This window comes from Mesorhizobium salmacidum (SeqCode), assembly GCF_037179605.1.
Taxonomy (GTDB): Bacteria; Pseudomonadota; Alphaproteobacteria; order Rhizobiales; family Rhizobiaceae; genus Mesorhizobium; species Mesorhizobium salmacidum.
This window is the reverse complement of sequence record NZ_JAPYKS010000039.1, coordinates 1-21,687: the sequence shown is the minus strand read 5'-3', so window position 1 is coordinate 21,687 and position 21,687 is coordinate 1. Positions and strand designations below refer to the sequence as shown.

The 21,687-nt window shown below is 63.2% G+C and carries 18 protein-coding genes; 10 read left to right on the top strand and 8 right to left on the bottom strand.

The window, feature by feature from the left end; genetic code table 11:
- Positions 1 to 4: 4 nt before the first annotated feature.
- The 8 genes from O7A60_RS29355 (at position 5) to O7A60_RS29320 (ending at position 9,873) form a co-directional block, all read left to right on the top strand.
- On the top strand, positions 5 to 1,378 hold the full coding sequence (locus O7A60_RS29355) for a PleD family two-component system response regulator (RefSeq protein ID WP_337109188.1): 1,374 nt from the start codon (positions 5 to 7) through the stop codon (positions 1,376 to 1,378).
- 563 nt (positions 1,379 to 1,941) lie between these two features.
- On the top strand, positions 1,942 to 3,480 hold the full coding sequence (locus O7A60_RS29350) for an FAD-dependent monooxygenase (RefSeq protein ID WP_337109187.1): 1,539 nt from the start codon (positions 1,942 to 1,944) through the stop codon (positions 3,478 to 3,480).
- A 100-nt stretch (positions 3,481 to 3,580) separates the two neighbouring features.
- Positions 3,581 to 4,309, top strand: a complete 729-nt coding sequence (locus O7A60_RS29345) for a FadR/GntR family transcriptional regulator (RefSeq protein ID WP_140770827.1) — start codon at positions 3,581 to 3,583, stop codon at positions 4,307 to 4,309.
- Between the two features lies 1 nt (position 4,310).
- Positions 4,311 to 5,498 carry a PLP-dependent transferase gene (locus O7A60_RS29340; protein ID WP_140503586.1) on the top strand — a complete coding sequence of 396 codons (1,188 nt, stop codon included), beginning with the start codon at positions 4,311 to 4,313 and terminating at the stop codon, positions 5,496 to 5,498.
- Positions 5,499 to 5,527: 29 nt separating this feature from the next.
- Positions 5,528 to 6,805, top strand: a complete 1,278-nt coding sequence (locus O7A60_RS29335) for an ABC transporter substrate-binding protein (RefSeq protein WP_337109185.1) — start codon at positions 5,528 to 5,530, stop codon at positions 6,803 to 6,805.
- A gap of 224 nt (positions 6,806 to 7,029) precedes the next feature.
- Positions 7,030 to 7,953, top strand: a complete 924-nt coding sequence (locus O7A60_RS29330) for a carbohydrate ABC transporter permease (protein ID WP_337109184.1) — start codon at positions 7,030 to 7,032, stop codon at positions 7,951 to 7,953.
- The gene (locus tag O7A60_RS29325) at positions 7,953 to 8,801 is read left to right on the top strand and encodes a carbohydrate ABC transporter permease (protein WP_337109183.1); all 849 of its coding nucleotides are present in this window, start codon (positions 7,953 to 7,955) and stop codon (positions 8,799 to 8,801) included. Before O7A60_RS29330 ends, O7A60_RS29325 begins: the two co-directional genes overlap by 1 nt.
- A gap of 4 nt (positions 8,802 to 8,805) precedes the next feature.
- A complete protein-coding gene (locus O7A60_RS29320) occupies positions 8,806 to 9,873 on the top strand; it encodes an ABC transporter ATP-binding protein (protein ID WP_337109182.1) in 1,068 nt (355 codons plus the stop codon).
- A gap of 106 nt (positions 9,874 to 9,979) precedes the next feature.
- On the opposite strand, the gene rpmG is transcribed toward O7A60_RS29320, so the two are convergent.
- The 8 genes from rpmG to O7A60_RS29280 form a co-directional block, all read right to left on the bottom strand.
- Positions 9,980 to 10,147 (bottom strand): 50S ribosomal protein L33, encoded by a 168-nt coding sequence (rpmG, locus tag O7A60_RS29315; RefSeq protein WP_006201775.1) that lies wholly within the window; start codon positions 10,145 to 10,147, stop codon positions 9,980 to 9,982.
- Between the two features lie 156 nt (positions 10,148 to 10,303).
- Positions 10,304 to 10,762, bottom strand: a complete 459-nt coding sequence (locus O7A60_RS29310) for a YqfO family protein (protein ID WP_337109181.1) — start codon at positions 10,760 to 10,762, stop codon at positions 10,304 to 10,306.
- 113 nt (positions 10,763 to 10,875) lie between these two features.
- Positions 10,876 to 12,054, bottom strand: a complete 1,179-nt coding sequence (locus O7A60_RS29305) for an MFS transporter (RefSeq protein WP_337109180.1) — start codon at positions 12,052 to 12,054, stop codon at positions 10,876 to 10,878.
- A gap of 76 nt (positions 12,055 to 12,130) precedes the next feature.
- Positions 12,131 to 12,871, bottom strand: coding sequence for an NUDIX hydrolase (locus O7A60_RS29300; protein WP_337109179.1), 741 nt, complete (start codon positions 12,869 to 12,871; stop codon positions 12,131 to 12,133).
- 73 nt (positions 12,872 to 12,944) lie between these two features.
- Positions 12,945 to 13,379 (bottom strand): DUF983 domain-containing protein, encoded by a 435-nt coding sequence (locus tag O7A60_RS29295; protein ID WP_337109178.1) that lies wholly within the window; start codon positions 13,377 to 13,379, stop codon positions 12,945 to 12,947.
- Positions 13,379 to 15,685, bottom strand: a complete 2,307-nt coding sequence (rnr, locus tag O7A60_RS29290) for a ribonuclease R (RefSeq protein WP_337109177.1) — start codon at positions 15,683 to 15,685, stop codon at positions 13,379 to 13,381. Before rnr ends, O7A60_RS29295 begins: the two co-directional genes overlap by 1 nt.
- A 5-nt stretch (positions 15,686 to 15,690) precedes the next feature.
- Positions 15,691 to 18,327 (bottom strand): type I DNA topoisomerase, encoded by a 2,637-nt coding sequence (gene topA, locus O7A60_RS29285; protein WP_337109176.1) that lies wholly within the window; start codon positions 18,325 to 18,327, stop codon positions 15,691 to 15,693.
- A gap of 343 nt (positions 18,328 to 18,670) precedes the next feature.
- The gene (locus tag O7A60_RS29280; protein WP_337109175.1) at positions 18,671 to 19,048 is read right to left on the bottom strand and encodes a COG4315 family predicted lipoprotein; all 378 of its coding nucleotides are present in this window, start codon (positions 19,046 to 19,048) and stop codon (positions 18,671 to 18,673) included.
- A 170-nt stretch (positions 19,049 to 19,218) separates the two neighbouring features.
- On the opposite strand from O7A60_RS29280, the gene O7A60_RS29275 reads away from it, so the two are divergent.
- A complete protein-coding gene (locus O7A60_RS29275; RefSeq protein ID WP_140503606.1) occupies positions 19,219 to 19,965 on the top strand; it encodes a cytochrome c biogenesis CcdA family protein in 747 nt (248 codons plus the stop codon).
- A gap of 159 nt (positions 19,966 to 20,124) precedes the next feature.
- The gene (gene glmU / locus O7A60_RS29270) at positions 20,125 to 21,501 is read left to right on the top strand and encodes a bifunctional UDP-N-acetylglucosamine diphosphorylase/glucosamine-1-phosphate N-acetyltransferase GlmU (protein ID WP_337109174.1); all 1,377 of its coding nucleotides are present in this window, start codon (positions 20,125 to 20,127) and stop codon (positions 21,499 to 21,501) included.
- The last annotated feature ends 186 nt before the right edge of the window (positions 21,502 to 21,687 follow it).

Sequence of the window (21,687 nt, the reverse complement as noted above, 5' to 3'; positions counted from 1 at the left end):
TGAAATGACCGCGCGGATCCTCGTCGTCGACGACATCCCTGCCAATGTCAGGCTGCTGGAGGTCCGGCTGCTGGCCGAATATTTCGAGGTGCTGACCGCCACCAACGGGCCCGACGCGATCGAGACCTGCGAGAACGGCAAGGTCGACGTCGTGCTGCTCGACGTGATGATGCCCGACATGGACGGGTTCGAGGTCTGCCGGCGGCTGAAGAGTGATCCGGCGACGTCGCACATTCCGGTGGTGATGATCACGGCGCTCGACCAGGTTTCCGATCGCGTGCGCGGGCTGGAGGCCGGCGCCGACGATTTCCTGACCAAGCCGGTCAACGATCTGCAGCTGATGACGCGCGTCAAGAGCCTGGTCCGCCTGAAGTCGTTGACCGACGAGCTTCGGCTGCGCGCCTCGACCACACGCACCATCGGCATCGAAGAACTTTTGAGCCGCAATTTCGCGTCCGAGGACACGATGCCGAAAGTGCTTTTGATCGATGAGCGCAAATCGTCGGTCGAGCGCATCCAGAAGATGTTGCGCGACCGGGCCGACCTCGACGTCACCGGCGATCCGCATGCCGGGTTCTTTCAAGCCGCCGAAACGCCCTATGAATGCGTGATGATCTCGACGGCCTTCGCCGATTTCGATCCGCTCAGGCTCTGCTCGCAATTGCGCTCGCTCGACCGCACCCGTTTCGTGCCGATCATCCTTTTGGCGGAGGAGGGCGAGGAGGAGCGCATCATCCGCGGGCTGGAACTCGGCATCAACGACTATCTGATGCGACCGATCGACCAGCAGGAACTGACGGCGCGGCTGCGCACCCAGGTGCGCCGCAAGCGCTACAACGACCAATTGCGCGCCAGCGTTACCCAGACCATCGAAATGGCCGTGACCGACGGCCTGACCGGTCTGCACAACCGCCGCTATCTCGACAGCCATCTGCAGACGCTGTTCGACCGCGCCGTGGCGCGGCGCCGGCCGCTGTCGGTGATGATCACGGATCTCGACCGCTTCAAGTCAATCAACGACACGCACGGCCATGACGGCGGCGACGATGTGCTGCGCGAATTCGCGCGGCGGCTGCGCAAGAACGTCAGGGGTATCGACCTTGCCTGCCGGTTCGGCGGCGAGGAGTTCGTGGTGGTGATGCCCGACACCGACGGCACGGTGGCCGAGAAGGTGGCCGAACGCATCCGTGCCGAAATCGCCCAAATGCCGTTCGCCATCGGTGCCGAGGGCAAGACGATCGAGGTCACCGTCAGCGTTGGCGTGTCGTCGGTGCTGAAGGGCGTGGATACGGTGGCGGCGCTGATGAAGCGCGCCGATCTCGCGCTCTACGAAGCCAAGAGCGGCGGCCGCAACCGCGTCGTTGCCAAGGCGGCCTGACGGTCCGGGCCGGATTATCCGGTCAACCCAACAGGGTTACCCATTTACCTTAATCCAAGCGATTCGCGAGCCTTGGTTAAGAAACTGTTGATTTTCAAAAGCTCTTGCGTAAATGTGCAGGCCAAGACGAAGCCGGCACGAGGGTAGATCGCCGGCTCGGTCCCTCAGGAATACCCCATGATGCTCAGGTCCGCCGCATCTCCTGGGTCCGTGGGGTCGGCCGGCCGGCGCTGGCACATAGTGGCCTCCTCGTACCGCTGCCAAACGCCGACCGGCCCCCTTTTTCCGATATGACATTAGGAATCTGCGCCAAGTCCCGGAAGCGCCGGGCTTTTTTGTGTGTGCGGCAGGGCCTGAAGAAGGCTTTCCTGGATTGTAACGACATCAGTTACATCTCGCGCGCGCTGTCACTTCACAACGCCGCGACTTTCCACTGCCGTTTGCATAGGGGAGGAGAGAAGCTACCCCCTCCATTTCATAGATATGGCGCACAAAGGGCTTGCGGCAAGACCCGGCTGTTCCCGTAAAACCGCGACCCAGGTCAACGGAAACGGGAGTGGCGAATGCCGGAATTGTTGCCAAGGGGCCAGCTGCCAAGAGGCCAAGTGCGTCGGGACCATGCGGTGGTGATCGCCGGAGGCGGTCCGACCGGGTTGATGTTGGCCGGCGAACTCGCGTTGGCTGGCGTCGATGTGGCCATTGTCGAGCGGCGGCCAAATCAGGAACTCATCGGTTCGCGGGCGGGTGGCCTGCACGCACGCACCATCGAGGTGCTCGACCAGCGCGGAATTGCCGACCGGTTCCTCTCGCAGGGACAGCCTTCGCCGTCCGTGGGATTTCACATGATCCGGTTGGACATCAGCGATTTTCCCACGCGGCACAACTATCTGCTGGCGCTGCGGCAAAACCATATAGAGCGGATATTGGCCGACTGGATCAGCGAGTTGGGGGTGCCGATCTATCGCGGACAGGATGTCACGGATTTCGCACAGGATGATGGTGGCGTCGACGTCGATCTGTCCGGTGGCCGGTGCCTGAGGGCCCGGTATCTCGTCGGCTGTGACGGCGGACGCAGCATGATCCGCAAGGCGGCGGGCATCGCGTTCGACGGATGGGATCCGACGATGAGCTGGATGATCGCCGAGGTCGAGATGGCGGACGAACCTGTATTGGGTTTTCGCAGCGACGCCTACGGTATTCATGCGATCGGCAAGATTGAGGAAAGTGGCCGGGTGGGTGTCGTGCTGACCGAGAGGCAACTGACCATTGGTGGCGAACCGACACTGCGCGATCTCAGCGAGGCGCTCGTCGCAGTGTACGGCACCGATTATGGGGTCCACAGTCCGACCTGGATTTCGCGGTTCACCGACATGACGCGCCAGGCTGCCGCTTACCGCGACAAACGTGTTCTGCTGGCCGGCGACGCCGCGCACATCCATCCCCCAATGGGCGGACAGGGCCTCAACATCGGCGTGCAGGACGCGGTCAACCTCGGATGGAAACTGGCACAGGTGATCAAGCTGGTATCACCGGACAGCCTGCTCGACAGCTACCATGCCGAACGCCATCCGATCGCCGCCCGCGTGCTGCGCAACGCGCTCGCGCAGGTCGCGCTTCGTCGTATGGATGCACGCACCAAGGCATTGAGCGATACCTTTGCCGAGCTGCTCGCCATGGACGGGCCACGCAAACGGATCGCCGCGGAGATGTCCGGCCTGGGTGTCCACTACGACCTCGGGGAAGGGCACGCGCTGCTTGGGCGGCGCATGCCCGATCTCGACCTGCTCACCGCCAACGGGCCGTTACGGCTGTTTACCTTGCTGCACGACGCGCGGCCGCTGCTCCTCAATTTCGGTGAACCAGGCAGGCTGGACACCGCGCCTTGGGTCGACCGGATCCGGCACATCGATGCCGGGTATGCCGGTGCCTGGGAGCTTCCTGTACTGGGAACGGTCGCTGCACCCGACGCGGTTTTGATCCGGCCCGATGGATACGTGGCTTGGGTCGGACTTGGGACGCAACAGGGATTGGCCGATGCGCTGACAAGATGGTTCGGACCGGCTGCCGCGGCCGGGTATCCTTTTGAACGCAGCGCGTCATAACCTTCCACAGGCTGAAGACTGGTTGCCTCCTGACAAGCGATTGACAGGAGGGCCCATCTGTGCAGAAATTGGTTGGACCATTGGACCACTTGGAGGAAGTGTGGACCAGAACAGCCTGCCACCCATTCAGACGACGGCGCGCGACGACGCCGTGCTGAAGGCCTTGGTGGGTTTCGTTCGCGCCGAGGCCCTGCAGCCTGGCGAGCGACTGCCGACCGAGCGCATCCTGGCCGAACGGCTCAAGGTCAGCCGCAACACGGTGCGCGAAGCGCTGACGCGGTGGGAGGGATTGGGCCTGGTCGAACGCCGGCAAGGCAGCGGCACCTATCTCAAGGCGGCCGTCTCGCCCGACATGCTGCATCTGCCGCTGACGCTGGCGGGCGGCAATGACTTCACCAGCCTGATGCAGACGCTGGAAATCCGCCGCGCGCTGGAAGCGGAAGCGGCGGCGCTGTGCGCCGAGCGGGCAAGCCCAGCCGACATTGCCGAGATCGAACGCAAGCTCGATATCATGGAGCAGGCGTTTCGCACCCTTGACGGCATGTCGTCGGAAGAGGACTGGGAATTCCACCAGGCGATCTACCGGGTCTCCGGAAATCCGCTGTTCGAACAGATCATCGCCGCCATGCACGAACTGTTCCATCGCTTCTGGGAGCATCCGCTCGGCGTGCGCGATTTCGGCCATGCCAGCTTTCCCTATCACCGCACCATCTATGAATGCATCGCGGCACGCGATCCACGGGGCGCCCGCGCCGAGGCGCTGAAGCTCATCGCCACCGTCGAGGACGACCTGAAGCGCGGTGCGGCCAAACTCAAACTTCGGACCTGAAATGAACGAGCAGCCAGCCGGCTTCGATCAAGACTATCTCGCCGAGGCGGCGACGCTTTTGGCGCATGACGAGCCGTTCCCAGGCGGCGCCGTCGTGCCGCCGATCTACCAGACCTCGCTGTTCACCTTCGCCAATTATGCCGAAATGGCCGATACGTTTGCCGGCAAACGAAAGCAGCCGATCTATTCGCGCGGCGACAATCCGACGGTGATGGAGTTCGAGTCGCGGGTCGCGGCGCTCGAAGGCGCCGAGGCCGCGCGCGGATTCTCCAGCGGCATGGCGGCGATCAGCGCAACCGTGCTTGCCTTCGTCGGAGCGGGCGAGCGCATCGTTGCGGTGCGCAATTGTTACGGCGATGCCTACCGGCTTTTCGAACGCCTCCTGCCGCGGCTCAACATCAAGGTCGATTATGTCGACGGCTCCGACCCGGATGCGGTCGCGGCGGCATTGCCCGGCGCCAAGCTGCTTTATCTGGAAAGCCCAACCTCGATGGTGTTCGAGCTCCAGGACCTGCCGCATCTGACCCGGTTGGCCAAGGAACAGGGCATCGTCACCACCATCGACAATTCCTGGGCGACGCCGGTGTTCCAGAAGCCGATCTCGCACGGCGTCGACCTCGTGCTGCACTCGGCCTCGAAATATCTCGGCGGCCATAGCGACACCGTTGCCGGGGTGGTGGCTGGCTCGGCCGCGCATATCAAGCATATCAACGAGCAGACCTATTCCTATCTCGGCGGCAAGCTGTCGCCGTTCGAGGCCTGGCTGCTGCTGCGCGGCCTGCGCACGCTGCCGCTGCGCCTGCCGCATCACATGAAGAGCGGGCTTGCCATCGCCGAGCGGCTGAAGGCGCATGGCAATGTCGAGCGGGTCAACCACCCTGTCTATTCGAACCATCCGGGCAAGGCGACGCTTGCCGGCTATGGCGGGTTGTTCTCGTTCGAGGTTACCGAGGATATCGACATTCCCGTCTTCGTCGACGCGTTGAAATATTTCCGCATCGGCGTCAGCTGGGGCGGGCATGAGAGCCTGGTCGTGCCGGCCAAGGCGTCGCTGGAACAGACGCCGGGACTGAATTCGATGGCGCGCTTCGGCGTCAGCCCCCGAACCATCCGCTTCAATGTCGGATTGGAAAGTGTCGAGGATCTCTGGGCGGATGTCGCCCAGGCCTTCGAAAAAGCCAGAAAATAACAAGCGGGTTCAAAATGGGAGTCTTGAACATGAAAAAACTGACCGTCATGCTTGCCACCGTCGCGGGGCTGGCGATTTCCGCCGGAGGCGCGCTGGCCGATTCGACCCTGAAAATGGTCGAGGTGATCACCAGTCCGCCGCGCACCGAATTCCTGAAAAAGCAGATCGCCGAGTTCGAGGCGGCCAATCCCGGGGTCAAGGTCGAGCTCGTCTCGCTGCCCTGGGGCCAGGCCTTCGAAAAATTCCTCACCATGGTGCAGGCCGGCGATACGCCCGATGTGGTCGAGATGCCGGAACGCTGGATGGGGCTTTACGCCAACAACGCCCAACTCGAGGATCTCGGCCCCTATATGGCCAAATGGGACGACGCCAAGACGCTCGGCGACCGCGCCAAGCAGTTCGGCTCGACCGTGAACAACACCCAGTTCATGATCCCCTATGGCTACTATGTGAACGCGCTGTTCTGGAACAAGAAGCTGTTCAAGGAGGCCGGTCTCGACGGCCCGCCGGCAACGCTCGATGATTTCGTCGCCGATTCCAAGAAGATCTCCGCCATCCCTGGAAAGTATGGCTATTGCCTGCGCGGCGGGCCGGGTGCCTTCAACGGCATGCACATGTTCATGAACATCGCCGCCGGCAAGGGCGGCTATTTCAACGAGGACGGCACTTCGACCATCAATGAAGAGGGCTCGGTCAAGGGCCTGCAGATGCTGGCCGACATGTACAAGAACGGTCTTGCGCCGAAGGATTCCGTGAGCTGGGGCTTCAATGAGACCGTCACCGGTTTCTATTCCGGTACCTGCGCCATGCTCAACCAGGATCCGGACGCGTTGCTCGGCATCGCCGACAAGATGAATGCCGACGATTTCGCCGTGGCGCCGCTGCCGGTCGGACCGAGCGGCAAATCCTACCCAACGCTGGGCTATGCTGGTTGGGCGATGTTCGCCAATTCCCAGCACAAGGACGACGCCTGGAAGCTGATGGCAACGCTGCTTTCGCCAAAGGACAATCTGGAATGGGCCAAGGAAGTCGGCGTCGTGCCGATCCACAAGGGCGCCGAGCAGGATCCCCATTTCAAGACCGAGCAGTTCAAGGGCTGGTTCACGGAGCTGAGCGACAGTTCCAAATATGAAATGGTGACACCGCCCACGCATCTGGAAAACCTCGGCAACTTCGTCGACCAGGTCGCCATCAAGAACTTCCAGGAAGTGCTGCTTGGCCAGAAGACGGCCAAGGACGTCGCCGACCAATGGGCTGCCTTCCTGACCAAGGAACAGCAGGACTGGCTGGCGAAGAACAAGAAGTAAGCGCCTCTTTCCTTCTCCCCGTTCACGGGGAGAAGGTGGCCCGATAGGGCCGGATGAGGGGCAGCGCTGTGTTCTGGGAAGCTGGCGCCGCCCCTCATCCGCCTGCCCGTCCCCCGCAGCAGCTGCGCTGCAGCTGCGGAGGGTGGACCGGCATCTTCTCCCCGTAAAACAGGGAGAAGGACGCTTGTCGCCAACGCCGTGCCCCCAGAGGACGTCCACAGCCAATGACCTATGCCGTATCCGAAATTCGATCCGCAGGGCGGCCGCGAAATAGGCGGCTCTCCTACGCGACGATCGAGCCCTGGCTCTATCTCAGCCCGGCGATCATCCTGCTGATCGTAGTGCTGCTCGTGCCGCTGGTCATCGGCATCAGCTACTCCTTCCGCAAATTCTCGGCCTTCAAATCCGAATATGTCGGGCTCGGGCAGTACCAGGCGATGCTGTCGGATCAGGTGCTGGGCCAGGCGCTGATCAACACGCTGTGGTGGACGGTGACCAGCCTGTTCTTCCAGTTCTTCCTCGGTCTCGGCCTGGCGCTGCTGCTCGACAAGCCGTTTCGGGGCCGCAAGGCGGTGCAGGCGCTGGTCTTCCTGCCCTGGGCGGTGCCATCCTTCCTGTCGGGCCTGACCTGGGCCTGGCTGTTCAACCCGATCGTTGGTCCGCTGCCACACTGGCTGTTCGCCTTGGGGCTGAAAGCCGAACCGACCAACGTTCTCTCCGATCCCTCAACCGCCATGTGGGGGCCGATCATCGCCAATGTCTGGTTCGGCATTCCGTTCTTCGCCATCACGCTGCTGGCGGCGCTGAAGTCTATCCCCTCGGAACTGCATGAGGCGGCGGCGATCGACGGCGCTTCGCCGTGGCAGCGCTTCACCAAGGTCACGCTGCCGTTCCTGGCGCCGACCATCGCCATCACGGTGATGTTGCGCACCATCTGGATCGCCACCTTCGCCGACCTGATCTTCGTCATGACCGAGGGCGGACCGGCCGGCTCGACCAACACGGTTCCGGTCTACATCTATGTCAGCGCCTTCAAGTCGTTGGACAAGGGCTATGCCTCGGCTGTGGCCGTGCTGTTGCTCGTCCTGCTCATCGCCTACGCGATCGTGCTGATCGCCATCCGCCGCTCGCTTGTGAGACACGTCTGATGATCGCTGGACGCTCAGCCCCGCAGCGCCTCTTCGGCGGCATCGGCCTGTACGCCGCGATCGCCGCCTATGTGGTCTTCGCTCTGTTCCCGATCTACTGGACGCTGAAGATCTCGGTCACGCCGGAGCGGCTGCTCTATTCCGAAGGCATCACATTCTGGCCGTCGCACATGACGCTACAGAACTTCGTCACCGTACTCGGGGCCACCGACTTCCCACGCTATTTCCTCAACAGCGTCATCGTCTCGGTGTCGACGGCGGCCCTGGTCACGGTCATCGCCACGCTCGCCGGCTACGCCATGTCGCGCTTCACCTTTCGCGGCAAGGCTGCACTGGCGCTGATGCTCCTTTTGACCCAGACCTTTCCGCTGGTGATGGTCATTCCGCCGATCTACCGCGTGATGGGTCAGATCGGCCTGATCAACAGCCTGACCGGGCTGATCATCATCTACACCGCCTTCAACACCGCCTTCGCCACCTTCCTGATGCAGTCCTTCTTCGACGGCATTCCGAAGGATCTGGAAGAAGCGGCGATGATCGACGGCTGCACCCGCGCGCAGGCGATGCGCCGGGTGATCGTGCCGCTGACGCTGCCCGGCATGGGCGCGACGCTGGGCTTCGTCTTCACCGCCGCCTGGAGCGAGCTTCTGTTCGCGCTGATGCTGATTTCCAGCGACGACCAGAAAACCTTCGCCGTCGGCCTGCTTACCTTTATCGGCAAGTTCGCCGTCGACTGGGGGCAGATGATGGCGGCGTCGATCCTGGCGCTGATCCCGGTCTGCATCTTCTTCGCCTTCCTGCAACGCTATCTCGTCACCGGCCTGACCGCTGGCGCCGTCAAAGGATAGATCGATGGCCTCTGTTACACTCGAAAAGGTTCGTAAGGACTACGGCGCCGTGCGCGTCCTACACGCGGTCGATCTTGAGATCGCCGATGGCGAGTTCGTTGTGCTGGTCGGACCGTCCGGCTGCGGCAAGTCCACGCTTTTGCGCATGATCGCCGGCCTCGAGGAAGCCTCCGGCGGCGAAATCCGCATCGGCGAGCGGCTGGTCAACGACGTGGCGCCCAAGGACCGCGACATCGCCATGGTGTTCCAGTCCTATGCGCTCTATCCGCATATGGACGTATCGAAGAACATGGGCTTCAGCCTGATGCTGCGAAAGGCCGACAAGCCGGCGATCGATGCTCGCGTCGATGGTGCTGCCAAGCGGCTGGGGCTCGATACGTTCCTGCAACGCTTGCCCAGGCAATTGTCCGGCGGCCAGCGCCAGCGCGTCGCCATGGGCCGTGCCATCGTGCGCGATCCCAAGGTTTTTCTCTTCGACGAGCCGCTGTCGAACCTCGACGCCAAGCTGCGCGTCCACATGCGCGCCGAGATCAAGGCACTGCACCAGCAGTTGAAGACCACTTCTGTCTACGTCACCCACGACCAGATCGAGGCGATGACCATGGCCGACCGCATCGTCGTCATGCATGACGGGCTGATCCAGCAGGTCGGCGCGCCGCTCGATCTCTATGACCGGCCGGCCAATATGTTCGTCGCCGGCTTCATCGGGTCGCCTGGGATGAATTTCCTGCCGGCGGCGGTTAAGAAGGGCGGCAAGGTGGACGCCGTGTTGTCCGATGGCCAGAAGCTTCGGCTACCGGACGGCCTGCCGCTCAGGGATGGCGACGTCATCACCGTCGGCCTGCGCCCCGAGCATATCCGGCTGGCCGATGACGGCCCCCTGCAAGGCGAAGTGGGCGTGGTGGAGCCGCTCGGCCTGTCGACGCAGTTCTATGTCAAACTGGCCGGCCAGCAGCTTTGCGTCTTTGCCATGGGCCGCACCGGCGTGAAGCCCGGCGACATGGTGCGGCTTGCGGCCGATCCCGCGTCGCTGCATCTGTTTGATCCGAAAAGTGGCGATCGCATCGGCTGAATGAATTCATCCAAGCCGAGGGAACTCAGCCCGGAGCCTTCCGCCTTGTAAACGAAAAACGCCGCCCGATGGGCGGCGTTTCGGCATTCCAGAGGAAAAACCCAGATTACTTGATCTTGGTTTCCTTGAATTCGACGTGCTTCTTGGCGACCGGGTCGTACTTGCGGAACGACAGCTTGTCGGTCTTGGTGCGGCTGTTCTTGCTGGTGACGTAGAAGAAACCGGTGTCGGCGGTCGACAGAAGCTTGATCTTGATGTTTGCGGCTTTGGCCATGATCTCAGTCCGTTATGTTCGTGGAGTTTTGGCCGCTGGAGCACGGGGAAAACACCCGGACGCGGGAAACTTGGCGCGACACATAAAGAACGTGCCTGGAAAGTCAAGCCCGGCGGACCTGATGTGGCCCGCCCAAGCTGCACTGTATGCATATAATCAGGCGTTTTCCACCTCTGAGACCGCAACCTTCTTCCAGTCTCCGGTCGTGTTCCACCACCGATTCGGATTGGCGCGGTCGTCCAGACCCTTGGAGCGGCTGGCAAGGATCGGCTGGATCCGGATCACCGGCTCCTGATAGGAATGCGCCTGGAAAATCGCCTCGACGACGCGGGCCGCCAGCGCCTGGTCATCGGGCAATTCGAATGAAACCTCGACCGTGCCCGGGCGGCGGCGCAATTCGGTTTCGGCGCCGGCCGCGGCCCCTTCAAGCGGCCTGTAGCGTTCGATGCCGTGCGCCGACTGGTAGGCGTTGCGGTCATACTTGCCCATGGCGAGCGGTGCGATCGCAACGACCGCGTCCATGATGCGGTCGACATCGGCAGCCGGAGCCTGGAAGCTAATGAGCAGCAGGAGCGTCATTCGCAGCGAAGTGGTTTCAAAGCCGCTGTCGATCATCGGAGTGTCCTCGGTTCAGGGTGTTTTAGGACACCCTTTTAGCCGGTGGCTGCTGACACGGTTCTGTCAGCAGCCTGCCGCTGCACCGTGCCGATAAACGACCGGGTTGGGCTCTACAGGAGTATCTTGCGGACGAGCCGGAAGCAGACCAGGGCGATGTAGGCGGCGAAGAACAGGCCGAGCGACCAGCCAAAACCGGAGGGCCCGAAACTGTCCATGCCGATGCCGATCGCCTGCGGGCCTAGCACCATGCCGACGCCGTAGCAAAGCACGAAAGCGGCATTGGCCGACGCCAGTTCGTGGCCGGAAAGCTGCGAACCGAGATGGGCGAGGCCGATCGTGTACATGGCGGCAACGACACCGCCCCAGACGAAAAGCAGCGCGGCCATCAGGTGCCAGTTCGCGGCAAAGAACGGCATGAACATCGTGCCGGCGAGACCGACCGTGGCGCAGGCGAGCAGCAGATAGCGCCGGTCCGTGACGCGGTCGCTGATCATGCCGATCGGGATCTGCAACAGCACGTTGCCGAGCCCGATCATGGTCAGCAGCAGCGCCGCATCGGCCTCGGAGTAACCGATGCGATTGCCATAGATCGGAAACAGCGCGAACCCGCCGGTCTCGACCGCGCCGAACACAAGCACCGCGAAAGTCGCGGTCGGCACCAGCCAGATGTAGCGAAGGAAGTGGCTGGTTTCACTGTCGGCCACGATGGTGGGGCTTTCGTTGCGCGCGGCCAGGACCGGTATCGCGGCCAGCGTCACCAGGGCGATGATGACGCCGAACGGCCTGAAGCCGGAACTGCCGAGATGGGCGAACAGCCACGGCCCCGCGGCAAAACCGAGCGACAGGACGGTGGCATAGATGCCAAGCACAAGGCCGCGTCGGTGTGGCGGCGCCGACGTGCTGATCCAGAATTCGGACAGGATGAACAGCACGGTCAGCGCGATGTGCAGCACGATGCGCAGGGGGAACCACATCCAGAAATCAGGCGCGAAATGGAAACCGACGAAGGCCAGCGCGCCGGCGGCGATCATGGCGATCATCGTCCAGGCGACGCCGAAGCGCATGGCCAGCGGCGTGGCCAGTGGCGCCCCGGCGATCGAGGCCAGGCCGGCAACGGCCGTGTTGAGGCCGATCATCGAGGCAGAATGGCCGCGTGTTTCCAGGATGACGCTGAGCAGCGGCATGCCAAGGCCGATAGCAATGCCGACGACGCTGATCGACGAAATCGCCGCCACCATCGGCAGCCAGTGTACGCGTTCGTCGCCCTTTGGTTGGGTATCGACCGTCATGAGATGCTGAATACTCTGTCTGTTTGATCTTACGCAATTCCGGACGGAAAACCGCGTCACTTTTCCTGGAATTGCTCTAGAGAAGTTCGCGGGTGAAGCGGTTGCGGACAAGCCTGTAGAAGGGGACAGGGCCGCCCGGACGCAGCAGTGGATCATTGGCGAGCCGCTTTTCGAGCTCATCCAGGATCATTCGGGTGATGTCGGGTATATCAGCCTGCCTGGCCTTGGCGAGCGGCAGCCAGACCAATTCCTCCAGTTCGTTGGTCGGGCCGCCTTCGGCCAATTCGACGGCGACGTCGCCACGCCAGGCGCTGAAGAAGCGGGTGTCGAAGCGGCGCACCCGGTTCGGCGGCGTGATGGCGCGCGCGACGAAGCGCAACGCCTCCAGCGACGGTGCGACGCCATGTTCGACGAAACCCTGCCAGTCGCGCCTGGTCGTGGCAAAGGCGCCTTTGCGGCCGATCAGCAGCCCGGCTTCCTCGTAGGTCTCGCGGACCGCCGACAAAGCGATGGCACGGGCGCGGGCGTGGCTGGTGCGGCCGGGGCCGGCGGTCAGCTTGGCTTCTTCGTGCTGGTTAAGTGTGGTCGCCGTCGGGATGCGGCTGTCGGCAGGGTCGGTGCGGCCGCCGGGGAAGACGAATTTCCCGGGCATGAAGGCGTGCGCGGCGTGGCGGCGTCCCATCAGCACCAGGATGTCGTCGCCCTTGCGGTCGAGCAGGATGAGCGTCGCGGCGTCACGCGGACGCAGGGGCCGGCCGCCATGCGTGGCAAGACCCTTGTCGAGCTTGTCGGCATCCGCCTTGGTCATTGCTTCCATGCGCAGGACCTAGCGGAAACTTCTTGCATGCGAAAGTAGCCCTAACGATTGGCATGTTGCGCCAGCCAACATTTCAGGCCCCGGGATGCGGCTCGATCACACCCTTTTCGCCACCAAACCCGTGCATATAGAACGCCCATTGCAATCCGATGACGGCGCCTTTGACTGGCTGCAGCAACGCGACCGACAGAAGGATGGTCAAGGGCACCCAGATGAGGATGTGCTGCCAGGTGGACAAGGTCGAGGTCGCCTCTACACCCATGAAGGCGCCGAGCACGATGTGGCCGACGATGACGATGACGAGATAGGCGGGCAAATCGTCGGCGCGATGGTGGTGAATCTCCTCGCCGCAGACGCTGCAGGTTTCGACGGTCTTGGTGAAGCCGCGGAAGAGCTTGCCTTCGCCGCAATTCGGGCAGCGGCCCAAGAGGCCCCGCTTCATCGCCGTCCATAATGGGCGGGCAATCCGGCCCGAGTGATGTTCGCCGCCGAAAACCTGTTGTTCCATCATCGTCTCCTGCCGCGCGGCCCCGGTCGCGATTGCGACGCACGGGCGCGGCCCTTGGCCTTGTGAAACGACCTGCTGGAGCCTGGCAGGGGCTTTGGGTCGGTCAACATCTCGAAGCGCATCGCTCCGGCCATCGGCGCCACCTCGACGAGCCGGACCTCGACACGGTCCGCGAGCTGGTAGCCTTTACCCGAGCGTTCTCCGAACAGGGAGCGAGCCGTTTCGTCGTATATGTAGTAATCGCCGCCCAGAGTTGACACAGGGATGAAACCATCGGCGCCATACTGCGGCAATTGGACAAAAAGTCCTGATTTGGTGACGCCGGAGATACGGGCATCGAAGCGGTCGTTGATGCGCTCGGCGAGATAGGCGGAGATCAGCCGGTCGACTGTGTCGCGCTCGGCAGCCATTGCGCGCCGTTCCGTGCCGGAGATCAGCACCGCAACGTCTTCGAGGCGAACCTCCTCATCTTGCGTCAGCCCTCCGGGACCAAGGCCGAGCGCGGCAATAAGCCCGCGATGCACGATCAGATCGGCATACCTGCGGATCGGCGAGGTGAAATGCGCGTAGCGGTTGAGGTTGAGGCCGAAATGGCCGATATTCTTGGGTGAATATTCGGCCTGGCTCTGCGAGCGCAGCACCACTTCGTTGACCAGCGCCTCGTTGTCGGCGCCGCGTACGCGTTCCAGAATGCCGTTGAACTGGCTGGGCCGCATCTGCGCACCACGCGCCAATGACAGGCTAAGCGTCTGCAGGAATTCGCGCAGCGATTCCTGCTTGGCCAGCGACGGCGCGTCATGAATGCGGTAGACCAGCGCCTGCTTCTTGCCCTCCAGCGTTTCGGCCGCGGCGACGTTGGCCTGGATCATGAACTCTTCGATCAGCTTATGGGCGTCGAGCCGCTCCGGCACGATGACACGGTCGACCGTGCCATCCGGTTTGAGCAGGATCTTGCGCTCCGGCAGGTCGAGCTCGAGCGGCTGGCGGCTGTCGCGGCCGCGCTTGAGGATCGCGTAGGCGTCCCACAGCGGCCTCAGCACCGTGTCGAGGATCGGGCCGGTCTTGTCGTCCGGCACGCCGTCGATCGCCGACTGGGCTTGGCTGTAGGCGAGCTTCGCCGCCGACTTCATCATGACGCGGTGGAAGGAATGCCTGATCTTGCGGCCATCGGCGGAGAAGGTCATGCGTACCGCCAGCGCCGGACGATCCTGACCCTCGCGCAGCGAGCAGAGATCGTTGGAGATGCGCTCGGGCAGCATCGGCACGACGCGATCGGGGAAATAGACCGAATTGCCGCGCTTCATGGCCTCGCGGTCGAGAGCCGTGCCGTAGCGGACATAGGCGGCGACATCGGCGATCGCGACGGTGGCGATAAAGCCGCCGAGATTTTTCTCGTCGAGGTCAGGCGTAGCGAACACCGCGTCGTCATGGTCCTTGGCGTCGGCCGGATCGATGGTGACCAGCGGCAGGTCGCGCCAGTCCTCGCGATGGGCAAGCGTCGCCGGCTTCACCGCCTCGGATTCGGCAATGACATCGGCTGGAAAAATGTGCGGAATGTCGTGCGCGTGAATGGCGATCATCGAGACCGCCTTTTCGCTGGTCAGCGAACCCAGCACGTTGAGCACCTTGGCGCGCGGCAGCCCGTAGCGGGAGGCGCGCGCGGGCTCGACCTCGACAAGATCGCCATTTTTGGCGCCGTTCTGGAATTCCTTGTCGACGATCAGCTCAGGCTGGCGCCGTTCCACCGGTTCGATGCGGAAGCTGCCGTCCTGAAGCACACGGAAGACCCCGAGGACGGCATCCGTGCGCTTCTCGAAGATCTTCATCACCCGGCCGGTATAGGCAGGCCCCGACGGATCGTCGGTCGGAAACGTCTTGGCCAGCACGCGGTCGCCAATGCCTGGCGCTGGTCCGCTGCCCCCACGCGAAACGCGGATCGAGACCACGGGAGGCTCGCCCCGGCCGACCGCCTCGGTCGGGTGCGCCAGCAAGATACCCTCGCCATCGCGGCCAAAGATGTCGAGCACGGCGACATGGGGCAGGGTGCCGACCCGGGCCAGCCGCTTGCGCTCCTTGGTCAGAACGCCTTCGTCCTGCAGATCGCGCAGGAGATCCTTCAGCCAGACGCGGTCATCGCCGCGCAGTGCGAACGCCTTGGCGATGTCGCGCTTTCCGGCGCGATCCGGGTTTTCGGCGATGTAGCGCAGGATTTCGTCACGCGAGGGCCGGTAGTTGTCCTTGACCTTGGCCCGGGTGTCGGCGGTGCGGGGATCGCCGTGGCTTCTTCCGGTGATCCTGCGCGCCACGCGTTCTACCCTTTTTTCTTCGCGGCCGGCTTCTTGGCGGCTGCCTTCTTGGTTGTGGTTTTCTTGGTTGTGGGGGCCTTGGCCGCCGCAGCCTTGCGGAACGGTTTCTTGCCGCCGCCGCCCTTGGCTTCCTTCTCGGCTATCAGCGCCAGCGCATCCTCGATGGTCACCGATTGCGGATCCTTGCCCTTGGGCAGCGTGGCGTTGACCTTTCCGAAATTGACGTAAGGTCCGTATTTGCCGTCGCGCACGACGATCTTGCCGCCGCCGTCCGGATGGTCGCCGAGCTCCTTCAGGGCTGCCGGCGTGCCGCCGTTGCGGCCGCCCTTGCCCTTGGACTGCTTCTCGGCAATCACGGTGACGGCGCGGTTGAGGCCGATCGAGAACACGTCCTCGATGCTGTCCAGATTGGCGTAGGTGCCATCGTGCAGCACGAACGGGCCATAGCGGCCGAGCCCCGCCGAGATCATCTTGCCGGATTCGGGATGTTTGCCCACGTCGCGCGGCAGCCCCAGCAAGGCGAGCGCCTTTTCGTGATCGATGGATTCAGGCGTCCAGCCCTTGGGCAGGCTCGAGCGCTTGGCTTCCTTGCCCTCGCCGCGCTGGATATAGGGGCCGAAACGGCCTGAGCGCAGCGTGATTTCCTCCGCGGTGTAAGGATCCTTGCCGAGGATCTTGGTGCCGTCCTCGCCACCGCCATTCTCCCCGTTGGGATTGGCGGCGTCGCCGAGCTGGCGGGTGAAGGAGCATTCGGGATAGTTCGAGCAGCCGACGAAAGCGCCGAACTTGCCGAGCTTCAGCGAAAGATTGCCGGTGCCGCATTTCGGACAGATGCGCGGATTGGAGCCGTCCTCGCGGGCGGGGAAAACCAGCGGCGCCAATTCCTCGTTTAGCGCATCGAGCACATCGGTGACGCGCAATTCCTTGATGTCGGCGACGGCGCCTGAAAAATCCTTCCAGAAATCGCGCAGCACGTCCTTCCAGGCGAGCTTGCCGTCGGAGATCTCGTCGAGCTTTTCCTCCAGCGATGCGGTGAAGTCGTACTCGACATAGCGCTCGAAGAAGCTTTCGAGGAAGGCCGACAGCAGGCGGCCCTTGGCCTGCGGCACCAGCCGGCGCTTGTCGATGGTGACATAGTCGCGGTCCTCGAGCGTCTTCAGGATCGCCGTGTAGGTCGAGGGACGGCCGATGCCGAGTTCTTCCAGCTTTTTGATCAGCGACGCCTCGGAATAGCGCGGCGGCGGCTCGGTCGTGTGCTGGGTGGCATTGATCGCACGGCGGGCGAGCTGCTCGCCGGCGCGGATTTCCGGCAGACGGCGGTTTTCCTCGTCTTCCGTGTCGTCGTCCTTCTGGTCGGTATAGGCGGCTATGAAGCCGTCGAAGCGGACGACCGAGCCAACGGCGCGAAGCTCGGCCGTGCGGGCGCCATTCAGCGCCTCGATCTCGACAGTGGTGCGCTCGATCTCGGCCGACTGCATCTGGCTGGCGATGGCGCGCTTCCAGATCAGTTCATAGAGCCGTGCCTGGTCGGCATCGAGATATTGCCGGACCGACGCCGGGGTGCGCATGAAATCCGTCGGGCGGATTGCCTCGTGCGCTTCCTGGGCGTTCTTGGCCTTGGTGGTGTACTGGCGCGGCTTTTCCGGCAAGTATTTCGGGCCGAATTCCTTTGCGACCGCATCGCGAGCGGCGTCGATCGCCTCGGGCGCCATCTGCACGCCGTCGGTTCGCATATAGGTGATCAGGCCGGTGGTTTCGCCGCCGATCTCCATGCCCTCATAGAGCCGCTGCGCCACCTGCATGGTGCGCGTGGCCGAGAAGCCGAGACCCGACGAGGCTGCCTGCTGCAACGTCGAGGTGGTGAAGGGCGGGCCGGGGTTGCGCTTGGTCGGCTTGGCTTCGACGGACAGCGCCTTGAAGGTAGCACCCTCGAGCATCGCCTTGATGTCGTCGGCCTGCGCCTTATTGGAAATGTCGAGCTTTTGCAGCTTCTTGCGCTCGAATGCGGTCAGGCGGGCTTCGAAGGTCTCGTTGCGCGGTGTGCCGAGGATGGCAGCGATCTGCCAGTATTCCTCGCGGATGAAGCGCTCGATTTCGGATTCGCGGTCGCAGGCCAGGCGCAGCGCCACGGACTGGACGCGGCCGGCCGAACGGGCGCCCGGCAATTTGCGCCACAGCACCGGCGACAGCGTGAAGCCCACGAGGTAATCGAGTGCCCGGCGGGCGAGATAGGCGTCGACCAGCGGCGCATCGATCTGGCGCGGATTGGCCATCGCCTCCAGCACCGACGATTTGGTGATGGCGTTGAAGACGACGCGGCTGACTGGCTTGTCCTTCAGCGCGCGCTTCTGCTTCAGGACTTCCAGCACGTGCCAGGAGATCGCTTCGCCTTCGCGATCCGGGTCGGTGGCGAGGATCAGGCCGTCGGCATCCTTGACCGCCTTGGCGATGTCGGCGAGACGCTTGCCGGACGCGGTGTCGACCGCCCAGGACATGGCGAAATCTTCATCCGGACGCACCGAGCCATCCTTGGCCGGCAAATCGCGGACATGGCCGAACGAGGCCAGAACCTTGTAGTTCCTGCCCAGGTATTTGTTAATTGTCTTCGCTTTGGCCGGCGATTCGACGACGACGACGTCCATGAGGTCTCATATCAGCTGTGATGCGGCAGAAGAATTCCGCTGCGCGCGACGAAATCTCGGTTCTGTTCGTCGCTCACATGGCCGCGCTTTTGCATCCGGTCAAGGGGAAGGGGCCAAATTGCGGCGGTCCCGGCAGCAATACACTCTTAGAGTGTATGGAGAAAATCACAGAATTTCGGTCAAGGCGACGGCGGTCGGGAGTCGGCGGAAACTCCCGCTTCAAACTCCGGGCGAGTCGTGGAAAGCCGTTCGCTCGCCTGCCGTCGATCGATGCTGGCCGCCGGCTGAACAGAGGAATGCGGCGACCAGCTTGCCCGCCCGCAGGCAGGGAGCAGGGGTAAGCCTAATCGGCCTTGACGATGTGCCAGACACCGGCGACGCCATCACCGCTCATGTCGCCGGCCTTCTTGTCCTTGATGAAGGTGTAGACGGGCTTGCCGTCATAGGCCCACATCTTGGTGCCGTCGGTGCGATCGACAACGCTCCATTCGTCGCCGGCCTTGGCGCCGGCCTTGGCCTTCAGCGGCGGCCAGTTGGTGGCGCATTTGTCGTAGCAATTGGTCTTGCCTTTCTCGTCCTTGTCATAGGTGTAAAGCGTCATGCCTTTGGCATCGGTATAAATCTTGGTGCCGCCGACATCGGCTTCCTTCCACGCCTCTGCGGCAAAGGAGGCGGTGGTGCTGAGCAGAAGCGCGGCCAGCGCTGCGGTTGTCGTTTTCATGGAAATCTCCGTGGCTGTTATTCGCAGGCGCGCGGAAAGTCGCGGCCTCGTTGTGTCAACGCCCTGCGCATGTGCTTTCTTCCCCGGCCCGCGATGACTTGCCACACGATGGTGATTGGCGGACAAACCCGCGTGCAGCTATATCGTCGCCACACAGTCGGAGCTTTGGAATGGCATTGGATATCGGCTATGTCAGCGCGGTCGGGGCGGGGGCCATCTCGTTCCTGTCGCCATGCGTGCTGCCGCTGGTGCCGCCCTATCTCTGCTACATGGCCGGCGTGTCGGTCGACGATTTTCGCGGCAATGCGGGCGCGACGGCCCGCGAAGGCGCGCGCGGTGCGCTGCTTTATTCCTCGATCGCCTTCGTGCTCGGTTTTTCGACCGTGTTCGTCGCGCTCGGTGCCGGCGCGTCGACCATCGGCCGGTTGCTGCGCGTCTGGCAGGAGCCGCTGGCGATGGGCGCCGGCGTGCTGATCATCCTGATGGGCCTGAACTTTTTGGGCATCCTGCGCATTCCGCTGTTGTCGCGGGAAGCGCGTTTCCAGTCGCAGGGCAAGCCGGCCAGCGCCGTCGCCGCCTATGTCATGGGGCTTGCCTTCGCCTTCGGCTGGACGCCCTGCATCGGCCCGGTGCTGGGGCCGATCCTGACGCTGGCCGGCGGCCGCGAAACCGTGGGCGAGGGCGCGCTGCTGCTCGCCGCCTATTCGCTGGGCCTCGGCATCCCGTTCCTGATCGCCGCGCTGTTCTCCGGCGCCTTCATGCGCTTCCTCGGCAAGTTCCGTGTCCACCTCGGCCTTGTCGAGAAGGCGATCGGCGCGCTCCTGGTGGTCGCCGGCGTGTTCTTCCTTACCGGCGGCGTGCAGACGGTGTCCTACTGGCTGCTGGAGAATTTTCCGGTGTTGGGGCGGCTGGGCTGAGGCTTGTCGGCGTGGGGCGAGTCACGGGATTGAGCCGCGGACCCGCTGATTAAGAGTCAGCTGCTCTACCATCTCACCGGAATTTAACCGCATTGGTGCAGCATGGCGCCACTGTTAGCATGTCTTGATTCCCAACGCATTTCATATGGTTGCCTTTCCATGAACCAGAGAACCTGCCTGTCCGTCATCCTCGCCGCCGGCGAAGGCACGCGCATGAAGAGCGCACTGCCGAAGGTGCTCCACCAGATCGCGGGGTTGCCCATGGTCTCCCATGTGGTCAAGGCGGCCGAAGCCGCTGGCGCGACCGGCGTGGCGCTGGTGATCGGTCATGGCTCCGACGAGATGCGCAAGGCGGCGGCGAAGTTCGCACCTGAGGCTGAGACCTTCGTGCAGGAAAAGCGCTTGGGTACGGCGCATGCAGTGATCGCTGCCCGCGCAGCGATATCAAAGGGTTATGACGATGTTCTTGTCATGTTTGGCGACACGCCGCTGATCGATGCGGATACCCTGACGGTGGCGCGGCTGAGGTTGGCGGAAGGTGCTGCCGTCGTGGTGATCGGATTCCGCCCACCCAATCCGACCGGCTATGGTCGGCTGATCGAAAAGGGCGGCAAGCTGATTGCCATCCGCGAGGAAAAAGACTGCTCCGAAGAGGAGAGGAAAATCGGCTTCTGCAACGCCGGCATGATGGCGGTGGCCGGCGCGCACGCGCTGAAACTGCTCGACGCCGTCGACAACAAGAACGCCAAGGGCGAGTATTATCTCACTGACATCGTCGAGATTGCCGGCGCACAGGGTCTCGATGTCGTTGCCACCGAAGCCAGCTTCGAAAGTGCGCTCGGCATCAACAACCGCGCCGAACTGGCGCAAGCCGAAGCCATCTGGCAACAGCGCCGGCGCCATGAGGCGATGCTGTCGGGCGTGACGCTGATTGCGCCGGAAACCGTCTATTTCTCGCACGATACCGAAATCGGCGCCGACACGATCGTCGAGCCCAATGTCTGGTTCGGACCGGGTGTGATGGTTGCCTCGGGTGCCAAGATCCACGCCTTCAGCCATATCGAAGGCGCCACCATCGCCTCCAATTGCGATGTCGGGCCATTCGCACGGCTGCGGCCAGGCGCCGATCTCAGGAACAAGGCCAAGGTCGGCAATTTCTGCGAGGTCAAGCAGGCCGTTATCGAGGAGGGCGCCAAGGTCAACCACCTGACCTATATCGGTGACGCGCGCGTCGGCGCTGGGGCCAATATCGGCGCCGGCACCATCACCTGCAACTACGATGGCTATTCGAAATTCTTCACCGACATCGGCGAGGGTGCCTTCATCGGCTCCAATTCCTCGCTCGTGGCACCCGTCACCATCGGCAATGGCGGCTATATCGCCTCGGGCAGTGTCATCACCGAAAGCGTTCCCGACGACGCTCTGGCCTTCGGCCGGGCTCGCCAGAAGACGATCCCCGGTAAGGGGAAGGAGTTGCGCGAACGGTTTGCTTCGGCCGCGGCGGCGAAGAAGAAGGCAGCCGGCGCCGACCATTAGCCATTGGTCGACAAGTCTGCTTTCTTGCCGAAGCAATCGAAAAAAACGAACGATTGCAGTAACCGGATTGCAAGAGCGGTCTGTCATGGTGCATGCGTGCGCAAGTGTCCGTTATACCGGACGAAATGCAATGTGACTTTCGCGGCAGGCCGGCCACCCCTAAATAGCGCTGGTTTTCCATGGGCA